The sequence below is a fragment of the Mycobacterium interjectum genome (genome assembly GCF_900078675.2).
In the GTDB taxonomy this organism is placed as follows: Bacteria; Actinomycetota; Actinomycetes; order Mycobacteriales; family Mycobacteriaceae; genus Mycobacterium; species Mycobacterium interjectum.
Genome location: NZ_LT546237.1, coordinates 4521044 through 4541439 on the forward strand (window position 1 = coordinate 4521044; position 20396 = coordinate 4541439).

At 68.7% G+C, this 20396-nt stretch carries 20 protein-coding genes and 1 pseudogene; 20 read left to right on the forward strand and 1 reads right to left on the reverse strand.

The annotated features are described in order from the left end of the window. The first annotated feature begins 15 nt into the window (after positions 1-15). From BN4348_RS56415 to BN4348_RS56480, 14 genes are all read left to right on the forward strand, one after another. On the forward strand, positions 16-1185 hold the full coding sequence (locus BN4348_RS56415; protein WP_066917342.1) for a CaiB/BaiF CoA transferase family protein: 1170 nt from the start codon (positions 16-18) through the stop codon (positions 1183-1185). A 123-nt stretch (positions 1186-1308) separates the two neighbouring features. Further along, positions 1309-1860 (forward strand): hypothetical protein, encoded by a 552-nt coding sequence (locus BN4348_RS56420; RefSeq protein WP_066917343.1) that lies wholly within the window; start codon positions 1309-1311, stop codon positions 1858-1860. After that, positions 1860-2564, forward strand: a complete 705-nt coding sequence (locus tag BN4348_RS56425) for an NIPSNAP family protein (RefSeq protein ID WP_066917344.1) — start codon at positions 1860-1862, stop codon at positions 2562-2564. The genes BN4348_RS56420 and BN4348_RS56425 overlap by 1 nt, the downstream gene beginning before the upstream one ends. A gap of 8 nt (positions 2565-2572) precedes the next feature. Continuing rightward, entirely contained in the window at positions 2573-3784 is a 1212-nt protein-coding gene (locus tag BN4348_RS56430; protein ID WP_066917370.1) for a cytochrome P450, read from the forward strand. A 1-nt stretch (position 3785) separates the two neighbouring features. Next, positions 3786-4754, forward strand: a complete 969-nt coding sequence (locus BN4348_RS56435; protein ID WP_066917345.1) for a zinc-binding dehydrogenase — start codon at positions 3786-3788, stop codon at positions 4752-4754. A gap of 2 nt (positions 4755-4756) precedes the next feature. After that, complete coding sequence (locus tag BN4348_RS56440; RefSeq protein ID WP_066917371.1) at positions 4757-5518, forward strand: HpcH/HpaI aldolase family protein; 762 nt, start codon at positions 4757-4759, stop codon at positions 5516-5518. Further along, positions 5515-5913, forward strand: a complete 399-nt coding sequence (locus BN4348_RS56445) for a nuclear transport factor 2 family protein (RefSeq protein WP_066917346.1) — start codon at positions 5515-5517, stop codon at positions 5911-5913. The genes BN4348_RS56440 and BN4348_RS56445 overlap by 4 nt, the downstream gene beginning before the upstream one ends. Continuing rightward, complete coding sequence (locus BN4348_RS56450) at positions 5910-6638, forward strand: SDR family NAD(P)-dependent oxidoreductase (RefSeq protein ID WP_066917347.1); 729 nt, start codon at positions 5910-5912, stop codon at positions 6636-6638. Before BN4348_RS56445 ends, BN4348_RS56450 begins: the two co-directional genes overlap by 4 nt. Beyond that, entirely contained in the window at positions 6635-8110 is a 1476-nt protein-coding gene (locus tag BN4348_RS56455) for a flavin-containing monooxygenase (protein WP_066917348.1), read from the forward strand. The genes BN4348_RS56450 and BN4348_RS56455 overlap by 4 nt, the downstream gene beginning before the upstream one ends. Next, positions 8107-9048 carry an alpha/beta hydrolase gene (locus BN4348_RS56460; RefSeq protein ID WP_066917349.1) on the forward strand — a complete coding sequence of 314 codons (942 nt, stop codon included), beginning with the start codon at positions 8107-8109 and terminating at the stop codon, positions 9046-9048. The genes BN4348_RS56455 and BN4348_RS56460 overlap by 4 nt, the downstream gene beginning before the upstream one ends. Before the next feature lie 30 nt (positions 9049-9078). Beyond that, on the forward strand, positions 9079-10272 hold the full coding sequence (locus BN4348_RS56465) for an enolase C-terminal domain-like protein (protein ID WP_066917350.1): 1194 nt from the start codon (positions 9079-9081) through the stop codon (positions 10270-10272). A 153-nt stretch (positions 10273-10425) separates the two neighbouring features. After that, entirely contained in the window at positions 10426-11598 is a 1173-nt protein-coding gene (locus tag BN4348_RS56470; RefSeq protein WP_235852829.1) for a hydroxyacid-oxoacid transhydrogenase, read from the forward strand. Between the two features lie 3 nt (positions 11599-11601). Continuing rightward, positions 11602-12063, forward strand: coding sequence for an acyl-CoA thioesterase (locus BN4348_RS56475; protein ID WP_096866231.1), 462 nt, complete (start codon positions 11602-11604; stop codon positions 12061-12063). A 37-nt stretch (positions 12064-12100) separates the two neighbouring features. Further along, positions 12101-12541 (forward strand): SRPBCC family protein, encoded by a 441-nt coding sequence (locus BN4348_RS56480; RefSeq protein WP_066917351.1) that lies wholly within the window; start codon positions 12101-12103, stop codon positions 12539-12541. Between the two features lie 6 nt (positions 12542-12547). On the opposite strand, the gene BN4348_RS56485 is transcribed toward BN4348_RS56480, so the two are convergent. After that, the gene (locus tag BN4348_RS56485; RefSeq protein WP_066917352.1) at positions 12548-13240 is read right to left on the reverse strand and encodes a GntR family transcriptional regulator; all 693 of its coding nucleotides are present in this window, start codon (positions 13238-13240) and stop codon (positions 12548-12550) included. Between the two features lie 138 nt (positions 13241-13378). On the opposite strand from BN4348_RS56485, the pseudogene fadD5 reads away from it, so the two are divergent. The 6 genes and pseudogenes from fadD5 to BN4348_RS56515 form a co-directional block, all read left to right on the forward strand. Then, positions 13379-15048, forward strand: a pseudogene (gene fadD5 / locus BN4348_RS56490) (fatty-acid--CoA ligase FadD5). Between the two features lie 246 nt (positions 15049-15294). Continuing rightward, a complete protein-coding gene (locus tag BN4348_RS56495) occupies positions 15295-16110 on the forward strand; it encodes an MlaE family ABC transporter permease (protein ID WP_066917354.1) in 816 nt (271 codons plus the stop codon). A 1-nt stretch (position 16111) separates the two neighbouring features. Beyond that, on the forward strand, positions 16112-16981 hold the full coding sequence (locus BN4348_RS56500) for an MlaE family ABC transporter permease (RefSeq protein ID WP_066917355.1): 870 nt from the start codon (positions 16112-16114) through the stop codon (positions 16979-16981). Positions 16982-16983: 2 nt separating this feature from the next. Next, positions 16984-18333 (forward strand): MCE family protein, encoded by a 1350-nt coding sequence (locus tag BN4348_RS56505; RefSeq protein WP_066917356.1) that lies wholly within the window; start codon positions 16984-16986, stop codon positions 18331-18333. Further along, positions 18330-19370 carry a virulence factor Mce family protein gene (locus tag BN4348_RS56510; protein ID WP_066917357.1) on the forward strand — a complete coding sequence of 347 codons (1041 nt, stop codon included), beginning with the start codon at positions 18330-18332 and terminating at the stop codon, positions 19368-19370. The genes BN4348_RS56505 and BN4348_RS56510 overlap by 4 nt, the downstream gene beginning before the upstream one ends. Continuing rightward, the coding region (locus BN4348_RS56515) for a virulence factor Mce family protein (protein ID WP_142308828.1) at positions 19367-20396 on the forward strand (1030 nt) is incomplete at its 3' end. The genes BN4348_RS56510 and BN4348_RS56515, both read left to right, overlap by 4 nt.

The window sequence follows — 20396 nt, forward strand, 5'->3', positions numbered from 1 at the left end:
GTTATTGTCCCAGGCATGGCTGGACCGGTGGAAGGCATCAAGGTCGTCGAACTCGGGGTCTGGGTGGCCGGGCCGGCCGCCGGCGGGATCCTGGCCGACTGGGGCGCCGACGTGATCAAGATCGAACCGCCGACCGGTGACCCGGGCCGCCTGTTCGGCCGGATGCTGGGGTGCGACCTCGGGATCAACCCGCCGTTCGAAATGGACAACCGTTCCAAGCGCAGCGTCGTCTTGGACCTCACCACCGACGAGGGCCGCGACACCGCCCTCGAGTTGCTCGACGACGCTGACGTTTTCGTGACGAATGTGCGGCCCGGCGCGCTAGGACGGCTCGGGCTCGACTTCGAGTCGGTGTCGGCCCGCAACCCCCGACTGGTCTACGGCCTGATCACCGGGTACGGCGAGACGGGACCCGATGCTGACCGCGCCGCCTACGACGTGGCCGCGTTCTGGTCGCGGGCGGGGGTGGCCCACCTGCTCACCCGGCCCGGCGACACGCCCCCGTTCCAGCGCGGCGGCATGGGCGATCACTCGGCCGGGATGACCCTGGCCGCGGCGGTGTGTGCGGCGCTGCTCGCCCGCGAACGCACCGGCGCGGGCCAGCTGGTGACCACCTCGTTGTACCGCCAGGGCGCCTACACGATCAGCTTTGACCTCAACACCTACCTGCTGACCGGCCAGCCGATCGCGATCGGCCAGCGGGAATCGATGGGTAATCCGTGCATGAACAACTACGCCGCCGGCGATGGGCGGCGGTTCTGGATCGTCGGGCTGGAGGCCGATCGGCACTGGCCGCCGCTGTGCCGCGCCGTGGGCCGCCCCGAGTGGGCCGACGACCCCCGGTTCGCCGACGCCCGGGCCCGCGCCGCCAATGCGGTGCAGCTGATCGCCGAGCTCGATCAGATCTTCGCGACCCGCCCGCTCGACGAATGGGCGCAGACCTTCGCCGGCGAACCCGACCTCTTCTGGTCACCGGTCAACGCGCTCGAGGACGTCGTGGCCGACGAGCAGTTCCACGCCGCGGGCGGCATCATCGACGTGCCCGACGGGCAAGCCTCCGTTGCGATGGTGGCCACACCGGCGGATTTCCATGGCACGCCGTGGGCGCCGCGTTCCGCGGCGCCGCAACTGGGGCAGCACACCGACGAGGTTCTCGCCGAACTCAAGGCCCGGCGCGGGTCGTGACCGGCCCGCGGGACCTTTACAAATTTGGCCAGAAGTGTCACGCTGTCCGGTGACAACAAGCCCATGACGAGCGCCGCAGGTAGCGCCCTCGCACCGTGAGGTGCGGCGGTGAGGAACGGATTGATGGTCACTCCCACGTTCAACATCGGCCACCAGAGCCGGGTCAGGTCTGCACGATCGACCCGCGCCGACGGAGAGTTCCTGCGGTACCGGCTGGACGTCGTCGCGGCCAGCACCGCCGACGTCGTGCAGTCCGCCGGGGGTTGGCTCTACGACCGCGTGATGGCCGGTTGGGAGGTGACCGTGCTGCTGCCGCACGGCTGCGACACCCGCGCGCTGCGAATCCTCGGGGTGCGCCCGCTGGACTCCGACGGGCAGCCGGACCCGGCGGGCGCAAGGAGCCACAGCCTGGCGGTCAGCGCCGAGGCATTCACCGCCGACACGCGCGTGCGGGAGCAGGTGCTCGGGGCCATGGGTGACCGGTTGACCGAGGTCGCGTTGTGGGGCGACGGGTGGCCGTTGGCGGTCGACCGTGGGATGACCCGGACACAGCACGTACTCACCGCCGCGGCGCGCAGGTTCAAGGGCTACGCCCTGGCGGCGGCCGGAATAGGTTGCGACACAGTCGATCCCACCGAGACGCTGCTGTGCGACAGGGCGACCCGGCTCGACTGATGAAGAAGTACTACCACCACACACTGCTCTACCTGCACGAGACGATCTCTCTGGGATCCGCGCGAGGCGACGGCTTCACCGAGGCGTTCACCGACACGTACCTGCCGATGATGGACGACCTCGGCGCCCGGCTGTTCGCGATCTGGGAGACCACCCCCTACAACGGCCACTGGCCGCAGGCCACGATCATCTGGGAGATCGACGGCTTCGCCGACTACGCCCGCGTCGGGGCCGCGCAGGCGCGCGGCGGCAGCCATGAGGCCGCGGCCGGCAAGTGGGCGGCCTACCTGTCCGACATCGGCGCCTCGGGGGAGGGGCGGATCATGTACCCCGGTCCCAGCAACAAGACGCTGGCACAGCTGCGTGAGACGAATTTCGCTGCGCCGCTGGTGATCCAGGAGATCATGCAGACCAAGCCGGGGCGCCAGGACGACTACATCCGCGAGCTGGAGCGCCTGTATGTCCCGTGGTCGGAGCGCACCGGCAAGCGGTGGCTGGGTTCCTTCACCACGACGTTCCGCTACAACGAGGTCATCCACTACTGGGCGCTGGACGGCGGCTGGGAGGGCTTCGCCAATCACTACCCGTCCTGGAAGGACACTCCGCCGGCCGAGATCGTCACCTGGATGAGCGTGGCGCCGGCCCTGCGCGACGGCTGGGAAGACTCCATCCTGCAGGCCCTACCGCCATCGCCACTGCAGTGAGCGATCACGTGGATTTCAGCTACGACCCGTTCGACGCGAAGGTGATGGCAAACCCGTTGCCGTACTACCGGATCCTGCGCGATCGGCATCCGGCCTACTACATGCCCCAGTGGGACACCTTCGCGCTGTCCCGCTTCGACGACATCTGGCGGGTCCTGGAACTCAACGACGGCACCTTCGTGGCGTCGGAGGGGACCCTGCCCGCGGCGGCCGTGCTGGCCAAGCACAACACCGGGCCGGTCGACGACCCGCCGCTGCATCCGCTGCCGTTCCACGCGGTGTTCGACGCGGATCTGTACGGCCAGATCCGTCGGGCGCATTCGGCGCCGCTGCGCCCCCGGGCCGTCGCCGGACTGGAGGACCGGATCCGCGCGCTGGCCAACGAACGCCTCGATGCGCTGCTGCCGCGCGGCTCGTTCGACCTGACCCAGGACTACGGCGGCATCGTGGTGGCGTCGGTCGTCTGCGAATTGCTGGGCATTGCAACTGAGCTCGCGCCGCAGGTGCTGGCCGCGGTGAACGCCGGCAGCCTCGCGGAGCCCGGGGTGGGGGTGGACACCGCCGAGGCGCGGCCCAACTATATGGAGTTCCTGGTGCCGGCGGTCCGGCGCCGCCGTGCCGACGCGTCCGGTGGTCCGCTCGGCGTGGTCGACGGGCTGCTCGGCTACCGGCTGCCCGACGGCAGCGAGCTCGACGACGTCGAGGTCGCCGTACAGATGCTCTGCATCTTCATCGGCGGCACCGAAACGGTGCCCAAGATCGTCGCCCACGGCCTGTGGGAGCTGACCCAGCGACCCGAGCAGCTGGCCGCGGTGCGCGCCGACCCCGAGAACAACGTGCCGATCGTGCGCGAGGAGATGATCCGATTCTGCGCCCCGGCGCAGTGGTTCGCCCGAACCGCGCGCAAGCCCTTCACCATTCACGACGCGACCATCCAGCCGGGCCAGCGCGTCATGACGCTGCTGGCCTCGGCCAATCGTGACGAGCGGGAATACCCGCAGCCCGACGAGTTCGTCTGGAACCGGCCCATCCGTCGCTCGCTGGCCTTCGGCCGTGGCCAGCACTTCTGCATCGGCTACCACCTCGCGCGGTTGGAAATCGCTGTGCTACTGCAGGAATGGCTGCGCCGGGTGCCCGACTACGCGATCCGCGGCGAGGCCGCCGCCCGCCTGCCGTCCAGCTTCCAGTGGGGATACAACAAGATCCCGGTGGAGGTCTGACGTGTGGTCCTACCGGATCGTCGCGCCATATCTGTTCGAGCGGACGTCGATCCCCGACAACACGGTCGAGCACCTGGCCGACGGTCAAGTGCTGCTGCAGTTTTCGGCCGCCGGTGTCTGCGGCAGCGACCTGCCGGCCTTCCGCGGCAACCGGGGCCGGCTTCCGGGCGACGACGGGAAAAGCGCCGCGGAAAAGGACGGCTTCCCGATCCACGAGGTGGCCGGCGAAGTCATCGCCAGCCGGCACCCCGACCACCGCGCGGGCGATCGCGTGGTGGGCTGGGCGTCCCGGTTCGACGGCCTGATGGAACGGGTGATCAGCGATGGGAACATGCTGGCGCCGTACCACCCGGCGCTGAGCCCGGCGGAGGCGGTCGGCCTGCAACCGCTGGCGTGCGTGCTGTACGCGTGCGAACAGCTGCCGGACCTGTCCGGGCTGCACGTCGCGATCATCGGCCAAGGCTCGATCGGGCTGCTGTTCTCCTACGTCGCCAAGGCGGCCGGCGCCCGGCGGGTCACCGGCGTCGACCCCGTCGACCGCAGCGGCCAGGCACCGGCTTTCGGGGTCGACGACCCGGTGCGGGCCACCAGCGACCGGTGGGTGAGCCAGCTGGCCCCCGGCGACCGCGCCGACGTGGTCATCGAGGCCGTCGGGCACCAGGTGGCCACCCTAGGGCACGCCATCGAAGCCGCCGCCCCCGGCGCCACCGTCTTCTATTTCGGCGTGGCCGATGACGAGGCCTACCCGATCAACATGCGCCTGATGCTGCGCAACAACCTGACGCTGAAATCCGGTGTGACCTTGGACCGGCGGCGCGTCCTGGGCCTCGCCGCCAAGTTTGCCGACGAGCATCCCGAGCTGCTCCGCACCTATCTCACGCACACCTTTGGCGTCGACGATGTCCAGGGCGCGTTCGATCTGGCCTGCCGGCCGGACCCGGAGCGCATCAAGATCGCGATCGGAGCGTGACGGTGGCGGACGATGCGCAGAGCACCCTGCAGCGGGCGCTGAACCGGGCGGGCCCGATATGGGGCGGCTGGATCACGGGGCCGACGGTGCTCGGGCCGGAGGAATTCGCCCGGGCCGGTTACGACTACGTCGGTTTCGACGCCCAGCACGGCTACCTCGACGACGCCGACATCGCGCGCGTGCTGCGGCGCATCGAGCACGTGCCCATCGGCACGGTGGTGCGGCTGCCCAGCGCCGACGCGGCGCCGATCGGGCGGGTGCTGGACGCCGGCGCCGACGCCGTCGTCATCGCGATGATCGAGTCGGCGGATCAGGCGGCCGCGGCGGTGGCCGCCACCCGCCACCAGCCCAGGGGAATCCGCAGCTTCGGCCCGCTGCGCGCCAGCCTCGGCCACGACCCCGTCGCCCTGGAGTCCCGCGTCGGCGTGTTCGCGATGATCGAGACGGCGGCGGCGCTGTCGGGCCTCAGCGAGATCTGCGCCGTCGCGGGCCTGGCCGGGCTGTATGTCGGGCCCGCCGATCTCGCCCTCTCGATGGGCGTGGATGTCGTTGGCGCAGCGCAACATCCGGCGATCATCGACGCCATCGCGCGCATCCACGCCGCCGCCACCACCGCGGGGCTGGTCACCGGCATCCACGCGGGGGACGGCAAGATCGGTCGCACCATGGCGAAGCTGGGATTCCGGATGATCACCCTGGCGGCCGAATCGCAGGCCCTGCGGCGCGGGGCCGCGGAGCACCTCCGCGAGGCGACCGGACCATGACCGACGACCACACCGCCATCCGCGAGGTGATCGCCGCGTACGCACTGGCCCTCGACGCAGGCGACATCGAGCAGTGCGTGGCCTTGTTCGTCCCGGACGCCGAATTTTTGGTTTACGGAAGGACATTCGCGGGCCACGACGGCATCTCCCAGATGTTCCGGGACGCGCCGCGCGGGTTGCACCACACCGGTGTCTCGCGGGTCGAGGTCCGCGCCGAGACCGCAACGGCCCGGTCGCAGGTGCTGTTCGTCAGGGCCGGTGACCTGCACCTGCGGCCCGCCCTCTACGACGACGAGCTGGTGCTCACGGCCGGGCACTGGCGCTTTCGGCGCCGGCGCTGCCAATTCGTCACCAGCCGCGGCCTGTCCGACAGCCCCGAGGTCACGTCATCATGAATCAACGCGTCGCCCTGGTGACCGGCGCCGCCGGCGGACAGGGCTGGGCCATCGCCAAGCGGCTGCGCGCGGAGGGCCATTCGGTGGCCGCCTGCGACCGGCGCGCCGCCGAACTCGCCGCCGCGGTCGACGAATTGGGTGACGACGGCGTGATCGGGATCGAGCTGGACGTCACCTCGCAGGCGCAGTGGGAGGCGGCCGTCGACACGGTGACCGAGCGGTTCGGCGCGCTGAGCGCGCTGGTCAACAACGCCGGCGTGCTGCACCGCGCGTCGCTGGCCGACGAGACGGCGGAGGGCTTCGAAAACTCCTGGCGGGTCAACTGTTTCGGCGCTTTTCTGGGGATTCAGTCGGCGCTCGCGCAGCTGCGCGCGGCCACGAACGGGGCCGTCGTCAACATCTGCAGTACCGGCGCGATCCGCCCCTTCCCCCGGCACAGCGCCTACGGTTCCGCCAAATGGGCGCTGCGGGGCCTGACCCAAAACGCCGCCGCCGAACTGGCCCCGCTCGGCATCCGCGTCAATGCGGTGTTCCCCGGGCCCATCGCGACCGCGATGCTCGACGACGCCACCCAGCTCAGGCTCGCCGCCTCGTCGGCGTTCGGGCGGATCGGGCAGCCGGGCGAAATCGCCGACGCGGTCGCCTTTCTCGTCTCCGACGCGGCCTCATTCATCACCGGCTCGGAACTGGTCGTCGACGGTGGCCAGTGCCTGCAGATCCGATGAGCGCCGAGTTGTCCGTCGGCATCATCGGCGCCGGGCCGGGCGGCCTGGCCCTGGGGATCCTGCTCGCGCGGGCCGGCTTTCGCGACTTCACCATCTTCGACCGCGAGGACGACGTCGGCGGCACCTGGCGGATCAACACCTATCCGGGGCTGGCCTGCGACGTCAAGTCGCATCTGTACTCGTATTCGTTCGATTTGAACGCGCACTGGTCGCGGCTGTGGTCCGCGCAGCCCGAGATCCTGGACTACTTCGAGAGGTGCACCGACAAGCATGGCCTGCGGCCACACCTGAAGCTGCGCACCGAAATCCGCTCGGCGCGGTGGGAAGAGCAGGCCCAGCGGTGGTGCCTGACCACCGCGGACGGTCAACAGCACCGCTTCAACGTCGTGGTGTCCGCCGTCGGCCTGTTCACCCGCCCGCTCCTCCCGGACCTGGTGGAAGAGGAGCCGTTCACCGGAACGGTGATGCACTCGTCGCGATGGGATCACTCGATCCCGCTCGAGGGCGCGCGCGTTGCCGTGCTGGGCACCGGATCGACGGCGTCGCAGCTGGTGCCGGAATTGACCAAGGTGGCCGCCAAGGTGTACTCCGTGCAACGGTCGCCCACCTGGATACTGCCCAAGCCCGACCGGCGTTACACGCGGCGGGAGCGCTGGGTCTTCGCCCACGTTCCGTTCGCCAAGAAGCTCTACCGCACCCGCCTGTGGTTGCGCAGCGAAGCCAACATCTCGGTGATCGAACACGGCAGCGAAAAGACCGAGGATTTCACCGCGATCGCGCTCGGCCTGCTCGAGCAGACCGTCGCCGACGAGGCGTTGCGCCGCAAGCTGACCCCGGATCACCCGATGGGCTGCAAGCGGCTGGTCTTCTCCTCGGACTACCTGCCCGCACTGACCCGGCCCAACGTTGAGGTGCTGGACAGCCCGGCGCGACGCCTGCGCGCGCGCAGCCTGGTCACCGAGGACGGCACCGAGCGCGACGTCGACGTCGTGGTGTGCGCCACCGGCTACGCCGCGGCTGACTACCTGGGCGAGCTGGACGTGTGCGGCGAGCGCGGGACGACGCTGCGGGAAGTGTGGCGCGAGGGGGCGCACGCGTATCTCGGCATGGCCGTCCCCGGGTTCCCGAACTTCTTCATGCTGTACGGGCCGAACACCAACGTCGGCTCCAACAGCGTGATCTTCATGCTCGAGGCCCAGGCTCGCTACATCGTGCGGGCGCTGAAATACCTGCGGCGCAAGAACAAAACCTACATCGCGGTGCGGCCGGCCGCGCTGGGTGACTTCGTCGCCAAGGTGGACCGGTGGATGGTCGGCACGGTGTGGACCACCCAGTGCAGCAACTACTTCCGCGCGGCCAACGGGCGCGTGGTGACCCAGTGGCCGCGCAGCGCGCGTACGTTCTGGGGGATGACGCGCAGATTCAAACCCGCCGACTTCAGCTTCCGGGCCCCGGACAAGCTCAGCCGATGACCGAATTGGACGGTTTCGGACGGCTGCATCCCGCGCTGCGTGCCGTTGCGACCACGCGAACCGACTTCTCGCTGGACGCGATCCAGCTGATGCGCGAACCGTTCAACGAGCGCCGCCGGGAGGCCGCCGAGCAGACCGACCCCCAGGGCGTCCGGATCGTCGACGACACCGTTGCCGCCGGATCCGGCGGTGTCGCCGTGCGGATCTACCACGGCACGAAGGCCAATCCGGCCCCCGCGGTCGTGTACTGCCACGCCGGGGGTTTCGCGCTGGGCAACCTCGACACCGATCACCGCCAGTGCGTGGAACTCGCGCGCCGGGGCCGCTGCACGGTCGTCTCGGTCGACTACCGCCTGTCGCCCGAGCACCCCTTTCCGGCCGCCCTCGACGACGCGATCGCCGTGTTGCGCTGGGTGGCGGCCACCGCGGCGGAACTGGGCGTCGACCCGGCGCGCGTGGCCGTCGGGGGCAGCAGCGCCGGGGCGGCCCTGGCCGCCTGCCTGGCGCACGGCGCCGCCGACGGGTCGCTGCCACCGGTCGCGTTCCAGCTGCTGCACCAGCCGGTGCTGGACGATCGGGAGACCGCGTCGAAAGCCGAGTTCTGCGCCAGCCCGGCCTTCGACGGCGAGGCGGCCGAGCGGATGTGGCGTTACTACCTGGGCCCCGAAAGCGGGGTCGCGTCCGCGGCTGTGCCCGCCCGGCGCGGCGAATTCGGTCGTCTGCCACCGGCTTTGATCACCTGCGCGGAAATCGATCCCTTCCGCGACGAGGCGGTCGACTATGCGCTGCAGCTGCTGCGCGCCGGGGTCTCCGCCGAGCTGCACGTGTTTCCGGGCGCCTGCCACGGGTTCGATTCGCTGCTGCCGGACTGGTCGGACTCCCAGCTGCTGTTCGCCCTGCAGGGCCAGGCCCTGGCGAGGACCTTCGGCTCTACTTAAGCCCCCGATCCGCCGGAACAATCTGCTGCCATGAAGATCATCGGGCTCGAGGTCGTGCCGTTCGAGACGTTCGTCGATCGAATCTCGTTCGGCCAGTTGAATACCGATCACCGCGTGGTGCAGACGGTCACCAAGGTGCTCACCGACGAGGGGGTCGAGGGCTACTACTTCGGTGGTCACTTCCACGGCGACCAGGACGGCCTGCTCCCCGGGGACCAGGCGCTGATCACGCAATTTCTGAGCCCCCTGCTCGCCGGTCAGGACCCGCTCGACCGGGCGGAGATCTGGCGCCAGCTGTGGGCGGCGAAGCTCCCCGAAAACGTCTGCAGCGTCATCGATCTGGCCCTCTGGGACCTGGCCGGCCGGGTCGCCGGGCTGCCGGTGCACAAGCTGCTGGGCGGGGCCCGCGAGCGGGTCAAGGCCTACGCGAGCAGCTTCAACAATCTCGGATCGCCCGATGAGTACGCCGCGCATGCGGTCGCATGCCAGCGTCAGGGTTACCGCGCCTACAAGATCCACCCGTACCACTACTGGAACCCCGCGACCCGGCAACCCGCGCTGCCCCGCCCGTCGTACGTGGACTGGGATATCCGGGTGTGCCGCGAGGTTCGGGCGGCGGTCGGCGACGAGATGGTGCTCATGTTCGACCCGTGGGGCACCTACCACACCTACTCCGACGCGCTGCGCGTCGGCCGGGAGCTCGAGCGGCTCGGCTTCTACTGGTACGAACACCCGATGCCCGAACACCGGGTCGAGTCCTACGTGAAGCTGGCCAACGCGCTCGAAATCCCGCTCTGCTCACCCGAGATCGCCGAGGGTGGCATCTACACCCGCGCGGACTGGATCCTGCGCAATGCCTCCGACATCAGCCGCATCGACGTCCTGCGCGGGGGCATCACCGGCGTCATGAAGCTGACCGGCATGTGCGAGGCGGTCGGCATGCGCTGTGAGCTCCACATGAGCGGCTTCGGCAACCTGCAAGTACTGGGCGCCACGAGCGAAGACGTGTGCGAATACTACGAGCGTGGCCTGCTCGGGCCGGGGGTCCGCTACGACGCCGCACCCGCCTATCTCGACGCGCCCTGCGATCCGCTCGGCGCGGACGGATCCGTCGAGCTGCCACGGGCGCCGGGACTCGGCTACCTGATCCGGTGGGACTACATCGAGGCGCACCGCCTGCCCGCCAGCACCGCGGAACCGGTCGCGCCGCTGCACCCGAGATAATGGCGGCATGGCGTGCTGCGAATACCCCACTGCCGCGGCGGACTGCGACGGCGCCTTCACCGTCGACGCGTCGCGGNAGATGGGTATAAGAGAGAGGGGCGGGGTTGCCTCGCGGAGGTCGGTGACCGGGCCGGCGCCCTGGGGCTGCGGCGGGTGGCGCTGTTCTCCGACGCCGTCGTGGCCGGACTGCCCATCTTTGCCACAACGCGCGACTCGCTGGCGGCGGCCGGGCTGGACGTCGTCGCCTACACCGACGTCCACGTCGAGCCCACCGACGCCTCGTTCCGGGACGCGGCGCGTTTCGCGCAGGAGTGCGACCCCGACGGCTACGTATCGCTGGGCGGCGGGTCGGTCATCGACACATGCAAGGCCGCCAACCTGTACGCCACCCACCCCGCCGACCTGCTGACCTACGTCAACGCGCCGATCGGCGAGGGCAAACCGGTGCCCGGTCCGCTCAAGCCGCACATCGCGTGCCCCACCACGGCGGGCACCGGCAGCGAGGTCACCGGCATCGCGATCTTCGACCTCGTGTCGATGTCCGCCAAGACGGGCATCGCTTCGCATGCGTTGCGTCCGACCGAGGCGCTCGTCGATCCCGACTGCACCGCGAGCCTGCCCCGCGAGGTTGTCGCCGCGGCCGGGCTCGACGTGCTGTCGCACGCGTTGGAGTCCTACACCGCGCGGCCCTACCTGCGGCGGCGCGCCGCCGCACGGCCCAGCTTGCGGCCCATGAGCCAGGGCGCCAATCCGTGGAGCGACCTGGGCTGCCGCGAGGCGCTGCGCGTGCTGGGTCAGTTCCTGGAGCGAGCGGTGCACGACGCCTCCGACACCCAGGCCCGCGAGCAGATGATGTGGGCGGCCACCCTGGCGGGCATCGCGTTCGGCAACGCGGGCGTTCATGCACCGCACGGCATGGCCTACGCGGTGGCCGGGCTGGTCCGTGACTTCCGCCCCTCGGGCTACCCGGCCGAGGGGCCGCTCGTGCCGCATGGCATGGCCGTCATCCTCAACGCGCCGTCGTCCTTCCGTTTCACGGCGGAGGTCGGCCCCGAGCGGCACCTGGAGGGCGCCCGGCTGCTCGGCGCCGACACGCGGGGCGCCGGCGCGACCGACGCGGGCGAGGTGCTCGCAGGCGAACTCATCCGCATCATGCGGGCGGTGGGCATGCCCAACGGGCTGAGCGGCGTGGGCTACACCGACGACGACGTGGCCGCCCTGACCGAGGGGGCCTACCCGCAGCAGCGCCTCCTGCAGAACGCTCCGCGCGAGATGAGCAAACCGGTTCTGGCGGACCTGTTTCGGCACGCCATGCGGTACTGGTAGAGCATGAGCTCAAGTCCGTCGGACAACCTGACCAGCGCCGACTTCCCGGTGCTGTGGCCGGTAGGAACTCGGTGGGCCGACAACGACATGTTCGGCCACCTCAACAACGCGGTGTACTACCAACTGTTCGACACCGCGATCAACGCGTGGATCAACACGACCACCGGGCTCGACCCGCTCAGCACGCCCGCGCTCGGCATCGTCGCCGAATCGGGCTGCCGCTATTTCTCCGAACTGCATTTCCCGGAAGGCCTCACGGTAGGTCTCGCGGTGACGCGCCTGGGCCGCAGCAGCGTCACCTACCGGCTCGGCGTGTTCCGCGGCGACGACGGCGAACCGCAACCGGTCACCGCGCTCGGCCACTGGGTGCACGTCTACGTCGATCGGACCAGCCGCAAACCGGTGCCGATCCCGGACGCCATCCGCGCCTTGCTGGCGACGGCCTGCGTTGGCGAGATGGCATAGGAGTCGGCCACTTTCGCCGCCCCGCTATGCTTCGCCAATGCCAGTTTTGAGCAAGACCGTCGAGGTCAGCGCCAACGCCGCGTCGATCCTGGGCATCGTCGCCGATTTCGAGCGCTACCCGGAATGGAACGAGGAGATCAAGGGCCTGTGGGTGCTCGCCCGCTACGACGACGGGCGCCCCAGCCAGGTGCGGCTCGACGCCGATTACCAGGGCATGCAGGCCACGTTCATCCAGGCGATCTACTACCCGGGGGAAAACCAGATCCAGACAGTCCTGCAGCAAGGCGACCTGTTCTCCAAACAGGAGCAGCTGTTCAGCGTCGTGGAAACCGGGGCGGCGAGCCTGCTGACGGTGGACATGGACGTCGAGACCACTTTGCCGGTCCCCGCGCCGATGGTGAAGTCGCTCGCCGGCAACGTGCTCGACCATCTCGCGGAGAACCTCAAGCAGCGCGCCGAGCAATTGGGCGCAAGCTAGGCACGTTCAGTCAAAGATTCCGGCCCGGTTCAGCATCACGGTCAGCCGGGCCGCCGCGTCGGTGAACTGCCAGACCGTGTGCTCGATCACCGCGGGGGCGTCGCGCCGGCGCAGCGCACCCACCAACTGACGGTGGTTTTCGACCGCGTCCGCGCCCCATTCCGGGTCCGCCGCGTACACCAGCACCGGCATGTATCGCGCGGCGTTCAGCAGGAACCATGCCAACTTGATCCGGCCGCTGGCCTGGTTGAAGACGCGGTGGAACGCGAACTCGATGCCCGCGATGGTCTCGGCGTCGCTGGAACCGACGGCGGCCGCGAGCGCGTCGTTGATGCGCTCCAGCTCGTCGATCTCGGCGTCGGTGATGTGGTCGGTGGCCGCGGCCGCCAGCTCCTTGGCGATCGTCGCCTGCAGCCAGAAGATGTCCTCTATGTCCTGCCGGGAAAGCGGCAGCACCACGTGACCTCGGTGCGGCTCGAGCTGCACCATGCCCTCGCCCCGCAGTTTCAGCAGGGCCTCGCGCACCGGCGTGACGCTGACCCCGAGCTCGGCCGCGGTCTCGTCGAGGCGGATGAACGTTCCCGGACGCAACGTTCCCGACATGATTGCGGCGCGCAGGTGGCCGGCGACCTCGTCGGAGAGCTGCGCCCGGCGCACTGGGCGCCGGGTCCTCGCCTGCATAGATGTCGGTGCGTTCACGTGCGCTGCCAGGGGTTTCGTGGGCTGGGCGGGGCTTGTCTTTGCGGCACTAACGCCATAGTGTGACCCACACAACACTATGTTTTATCAAATATCAACCTGGCGCAAGCGGTGCGAGAGGTGAAGGGGAGGCGGTAGTTGACCGCGCAATTGGCCAGCCACCTGACAGCGGCCACCGAGCAGCCATACCTGGCCCGGCGGCAGAACTGGTGCAACCAACTCGAGCGGCACGCGCTGATGCAACCGGGCGCGACGGCACTGCGGTACCTGGGCAACACGATCACCTGGGGCGCGCTGCACCGCCGGGTCTCGGCGCTGGCCGACGCGTTGAGCCGCCGCGGTGTCGGCTTCGGCGACCGGGTCATGATCCTGATGCTCAACCGCGCCGAGTTCGTCGAGGCGGTGCTGGCCGTCAACGCTCTCGGCGCCATCGCGGTCCCGCTGAACTTCCGGCTCACCCCGGCCGAGATCGCCTTCCTGGTCGAGGACTGCGAAGCGCGCATGCTGATCACCGAATCGGTGCTGGCCCCGGTGGCCACCGGCGTGCGCGACATCCAGCCGATGCTCGACACCATCGTCGTGGCCGGTGCGGCAACCGACGACCGCGTCTTCGGCTACGAGGACCTCATTGACGAGACCGGCGAATCGCACGGGCCCGTCGACATCCCCAACGATTCGCCGGCGCTGATCATGTACACCTCGGGCACCACCGGCCGGCCCAAGGGCGCGGTGCTGACCCACGCCAACCTGACCGGCCAGACGATGACCGGGCTGTACACCAACGGCGCCGATATAAATAGCGACGTCGGTTTCATCGGTGTTCCGTTCTTCCACATCGCCGGGGTCGGCAACATGCTCACCAGCATGCTGCTCGGCATCCCCACGGTGATTTATCCGCTGGGCGCTTTCGACCCCGGGCAGCTGCTCGACGTGCTGGCGGCGGAGAAGGTCACCGGCCTGTTCCTGGTCCCCGCGCAGTGGCAGGCGGTGTGCGCCGAGCAGCAGGCGCGACCCCGCGAGCTGAGGCTGCGGGTGATGTCGTGGGGGGCCGCCCCGGCGCCGGACGCGTTGCTGCGGGAGATGTCGGCAACCTTCCCCGGAACCCAGATCCTGGCGGCGTTCGGGCAGACCGAGATGTCGCCGGTCACCTGCATGCTGCTCGGCGAGGACGCGATCCGTAAGCGCGGCTCGGTCGGCAAGGTGATCCCCACGGTCGCGGCCCGCGTGGTGGACGAAAACATGAACGACGTGCCGGTCGGCGAGGTGGGCGAGATCGTCTACCGCGCACCCACATTGATGAGCGGCTACTGGAACAACCCGGAGGCCACGGCGGAGGCGTTCGCGGGCGGTTGGTTCCATTCCGGCGACCTGGTCCGGATGGACGAGGACGGCTACGTCTGGGTGGTCGACCGCAAGAAGGACATGATCATCTCCGGCGGCGAGAACATCTACTGCGCCGAGGTCGAGAACGTTCTCGCCGGCCATCCCCAGATCGTCGAGGTCGCAGTTATCGGCCGGGCCCACGAGAAGTGGGGCGAGGTGCCGATCGCGATCGCGGCCGTCGCCGGCGAGGAGTTGCGGCTCGACGATCTGCACGAGTACCTGGCCGACCGGCTGGCGCGCTACAAGCATCCGAAAGCGCTCGAGATCGTCGATGCGCTGCCCCGCAATCCGGCCGGAAAGGTGCTCAAGACTGAGCTGCGGGTGCGCTACGGGGTCGTCACCATGACCGAAAGTGCTTCTGCGGCAAGGGATTTTGCGAACGGAGAAGGAGATTGACGGAAACTGTAACGTTTGCCCGCTGTTGACGAAGGGTTAATTGTGCGGATGCAGTTCACACGCTCACGGCCATCGGGTACATTCCTGTGGTCTCCGTTACTACTTGCGGGTAGGGAGCCGATGGTCACAGACGTAGGGTCAGGCGGGGGCACCCCCAGCCCAGGACCGGCGAGGGGGTGGGGGCACCCCCGGCCACGTAGAGGCGAGGGGGAAAGCGTGCGACACGATCCGCCGCGGATCCGCCGGACCGGCGGTGCCGAGGGGAGGGGGCAGCGGTGACTTCGACGACGGAGAGTCGGAGGGGTCCCTACCTGGTCGGCTACCTGCGTGACCAGTTGGAGACGCCGCTGACTCTTATCGGCGGATTCTTCCGGATGTGCGTCCTGACCGGAAAAGCACTGTTCCGCTGGCCTTTCCAATGGCGCGAGTTCATCTTGCAGTGCTGGTTCATCATGCGGGTGGCTTTCCTGCCGACGATCATGGTGTCGATCCCGCTGACGGTTCTGCTGATCTTCACCCTCAACGTTCTGCTGGCCCAGTTCGGTGCGGCCGACCTGTCCGGCGCGGGCGCCGCCATCGGCGCGGTCACCCAGCTGGGGCCGCTGACCACGGTGCTGGTGGTGGCCGGCGCCGGCTCGACGGCCATCTGCGCGGACCTGGGCGCCCGCACCATCCGCGAGGAGATCGACGCGATGGAGGTGCTCGGCATCGACCCGATCCACCGGCTGGTGGTGCCCCGGGTGATCGCCGCGACCCTGGTCGCCACGCTGCTCAACGGCCTGGTGATCACCGTCGGCCTGGTGGGCGGCTACCTGTTCGGGGTGTACCTGCAGAACGTGTCGGGCGGGGCGTACCTCGCCACCCTGACCACCATCACGGGCCTGCCCGAGGTCGTCATCGCCACCGTCAAGGCCGCGATCTTCGGCCTGATCGCCGGCCTGGTCGGCTGCTTTCGCGGGCTGACCGTGCGCGGCGGCTCCAAGGGACTGGGCACCGCCGTCAACGAAACCGTGGTGCTCTGCGTGGTCGCGCTGTACGCCGTGAACGTGGTGCTCACCACCATCGGTGTGCGGTTCGGGACGGGGCACTGACATGTCGACCGGTACCGTTCTGCGCGCCCGCTTCCCGCGGGCGGCCGAAAACCTCAACCGCTATGGCGGTGCCCTCGGCCGCGGGCTCGACGACATCGGGCAGATGGCCTGGTTCGGGGCGGTGGCGCTCGGGCACATCCCGCACGCGCTGCGCAATTACCGCAAGGAGACCCTCCGGCTGATCGCCCAGATCGGCATGGGGACCGGCGCGATGGCCGTCGTCGGCGGCACCGTCGCCATCGTCGGGTTCGTGACCCTGTCCGGTAGCTCCCTGGTCGCCATCCAGGGGTTCGCGTCCCTGGGCAACATCGGCGTCGAGGCGTTCACCGGCTTCTTCGCCGCGCTGATCAACGTGCGCATCGCCGCACCCGTGGTGACCGGCATCTCGATGGCCGCCACGGTCGGGGCCGGCGCCACCGCGGAGCTGGGGGCGATGCGGATCAGCGAGGAGATCGACGCCCTCGAGGTGATGGGCATCAAGTCGATTTCGTTCCTGGCGACCACGCGGATCATGGCGGGCCTGGTGGTGATCATCCCGCTCTACTCGCTGGCCATGATCATGTCGTTCCTGTCACCGCAGATCACCACGACCGTGATCTACGGACAGTCGCACGGCACCTACGAGCACTACTTCCGGACGTTCCTGCGCCCCGATGACGTGTTCTGGTCCTTCGTGGAAGCCATCATCATCACCGCCGTCGTGATGATCACCCACTGCTTCTACGGGTACAACGCCGGCGGCGGGCCCGTCGGCGTGGGCGAGGCCGTCGGCCGATCGATGCGCTTCTCGCTGGTGTCGGTGCAGGTTGTCGTGTTGGCCGCAGCGTTGGCGCTCTACGGCGTCAACCCGAACTTCGCTTTAACGGTGTAGCCATGACCACCACGACCGGGCACGCCGGAAAGATCAACGCCCCCCACAACCCGCCGTACAAGCTGGCCGGGGTCGCGATGCTTGTGGTCGCGGCGGTGGCTCTCGTTTTGGTCTACGGGCAGTTCCGGGGCGATTTCACCAAGAAGGAACACCTGACGATGGTGGCCTCCCGGGCCGGGCTGGTCATGGACCCCGGCTCGAAGGTCACCTACAACGGGGTGGAGATCGGCCGGGTCGCGAGCATCTCCGAGGTGGTGCGCGACGGCAAGCCGGCGGCCAAGTTCAGCCTCGACGTGTACCCGAGATACCTCAAGCTGATCCCGTCGAACGTGAACGCCGACATCAAGGCGACGACGGTGTTCGGCGGCAAATATGTGTCGTTGACGACGCCGAAAAACCCGTCCCCGCAACGGATCACGCCACAGACCGTGATCGACGCCAGGTCGGTGACGACGGAGATCAACACGCTGTTCCAGACCATCACCGAGATCGCGCAGCAGGTGGATCCGGTCAAGCTGAACATGACGCTGAGCGCCGCCGCGCAGGCGCTGACCGGGTTGGGCGATCGGTTCGGTCAGTCGGTCGTCAACGCCAACGCGATCCTCGACGATGTCAACCCGCAGATGCCGCAGGCCCGTCACGACATCCGGCAGCTCGCGGGTCTGGGCGACACCTACGCCAACGCCGCGCCGGACCTGTTCGACTTCCTCAACAACGCCGTCGTCACGTCGCGCACGATCAACGCCCAGCAGAAGGATCTCGACCAGGCGTTGCTGTCGGCGGCCGGCTTCGGCAACACCGGCGCCGACATCTTCGAGAAAGGCGGGCCCTACCTGGCGCGCGGCGCCAAGGACCTGGTGCCCACGGCCCAGCTGCTGGACACCTACAGTCCCGAGCTCTTCTGCACGGTCCGCAACTACCACGACATCGAACCCAAGGCGGCGTCGTTCCTCGGCGGCAACGGCTATTCGCTGAACGCCCACACCGAGCTGCTCTCGGGCCTGGGCCTGATCCTGAACCCGCTCTCGGCGACCACCATCATCGGGCTCATCAGCCTCTTCGCGCTGCCGACCCAGGGGCTCGCCGGGCTCGGCGGGTTGGCCGGGCTGGTGGGCGGGGCGCCCAACCCCTACGTGTATCCCGAAAACCTGCCGCGGGTGAACGCGCGCGGCGGGCCGGGCGGTGCGCCGGGCTGCTGGCAGCACATCACCCACGACCTGTGGCCCGCGCCCGAGTTGGTGATGGACTCCGGCAACAGCATCGCGCCCTACAACCACCTCGACACCGGTTCCCCGTACGCGATCGAGTACGTCTGGGGCCGCCAAGTAGGGGATAACACGATCAACCCATGAAAATCACCGGAACCATCGTCCGACTCAGCATCTTCTCGCTGGTGCTGCTGGTCTTCACTGTGATGATCATCGTGGTGTTCGGTCAGATGCGCTTTGACCGCACCTACGGGTACTCCGCGGAATTCACCAACGTCAGTGGGCTGCGGCAGGGCCAATTCGTCCGGGCCTCGGGCGTGGAGATCGGCAAGGTCAGTTCGATCAAGCTGGTCGACGGCGGCAGGCGCGCGCGGGTGAATTTCAGCGTCGACAGGTCGATCCCGCTGTACCGGTCGACCATGGCGCAGATCCGCTACCTCGACCTGATCGGCAACCGGTACCTGGAGCTCAAGCGCGGTGAGGGCGAGGGCGCCGACAAGGTCCTGCCCCCGGGCGGCTTCATCCCCGCGTCGCGGACCTCGCCGGCGCTCGACCTCGACGCGCTGATCGGCGGCTTCAAGCCGCTGTTTCGGGCGCTGGACCCGCAGAAGGTCAACACCATCGCGACCGCGCTGATCACCGTGTTCCAGGGTCAGGGCGGCACCATCAACGACATCCTCGACAACACCGCGCAGCTGACCAGCCAGCTCGGGCAGCGCGACCAGGCCATCGGCGAGGTGATCAAGAACCTCAACGTCGTCCTGGACACCACGGTCCGGCATCGCCAGCAATTCGATCAGACCGTGAACAACCTCGAGGTTCTGATCACCGGGCTGAAGAATCACGGTGACCAGCTGGCCGGCGGGACCGCGCACATCAGCAACGCCGCCGGGACGGTGGCCGACCTGCTGGCCGAGGACCGCGGCTTGCTGCACAGCAGCCTGAACTACCTGGACGCGGTGCAGCAGCCGCTGATCGACCAGCAAGACCAACTGCAGGACTACCTGAAAAGGGTGCCGACCGCGCTGAACATGATCGGGCGCACCATCGGCTCCTACGGCGACTTCGTCAACTTCTACGCCTGCGACATCACCCTCAAGCTCAACGGGTTGCAGCGGGGCGGCCCGACTCGCACGGTGCGGCTCTTCCAGCAGCCGACGGGTAGGTGCACGCCGCAATGAGAACGCTGGAACCCCCCAACCGGATGCGCATCGGCCTGATGGGCATCATCGTCACGCTGCTCGTCATCGGCGTCGGCCAAAGCTTCACCAGCGTGCCGATGCTGATGGCCAGGCCGCACTACTACGGGCAGTTCACCGACAGCGGCGGCTTGAGCACCGGCGACAAGGTGCGCATCGCCGGCATGGACGTCGGGAAGGTGGAGAGCCTCAAGATCGACGGCGATCACATCCTGATCAAGTTCAATCTCGGCACCGAAAGGATCGGCACCGAGAGCCGGCTGGCGATCAAGACCGACACCATCCTCGGCAAGAAGGTCCTCGAGATCGAGAACCGCGGCAGCCAGACGCTGCGGCCCGGAGACTCGTTGCCGATCGGCCAGAGCACCACCCCGTACCAGATCTATGACGCGTTCTTCGACGTGACCAAGGCCGCCTCGGGCTGGGACATCGACACGGTCAAGCAGTCGCTGCACGTGCTGTCGGAGACCATCGACCAGACCTACCCGCACCTGAGCGCCGCGCTCGACGGGGTGGCCAAGTTCTCCGACACCATCGGCAAGCGCGACGAGCAGGTCAAGCACCTGCTCGCCCAGGCCAACCAGGTCGCCAGCGTCCTCGGTGACCGCAGCGAGCAGATCGACCGGCTGCTGGTCAACACGAAGGTGCTGCTGGCCGCCTTCAACGAGCGCGGCCAGGCCATCAACGCGCTGCTGAGCAACGTCGCCGCGTTCTCCGAACAGGTGAAGGGGTTCATCAACGACAACCCCAACCTCAACCACGTGCTGGAACAGCTGCGCACGGTCAGCGACATCCTGGTCCAGCGCAAGGACGACATCGCCGCGGGCCTCACCGAGGTCGGCAAGTTCCTGCCGTCGCTCAACGAGGCCATCGCGTCGGGGCCGTTCTTCAAGGTGGTGCTGCACAACCTGGCGCCGTATCAGATCCTGCAGCCGTGGGTCGACGCCGCCTTCAAGAAGCGGGGCATCGACCCGGAGAACTTCTGGCGCAGCGCGGGCCTGCCGGAAT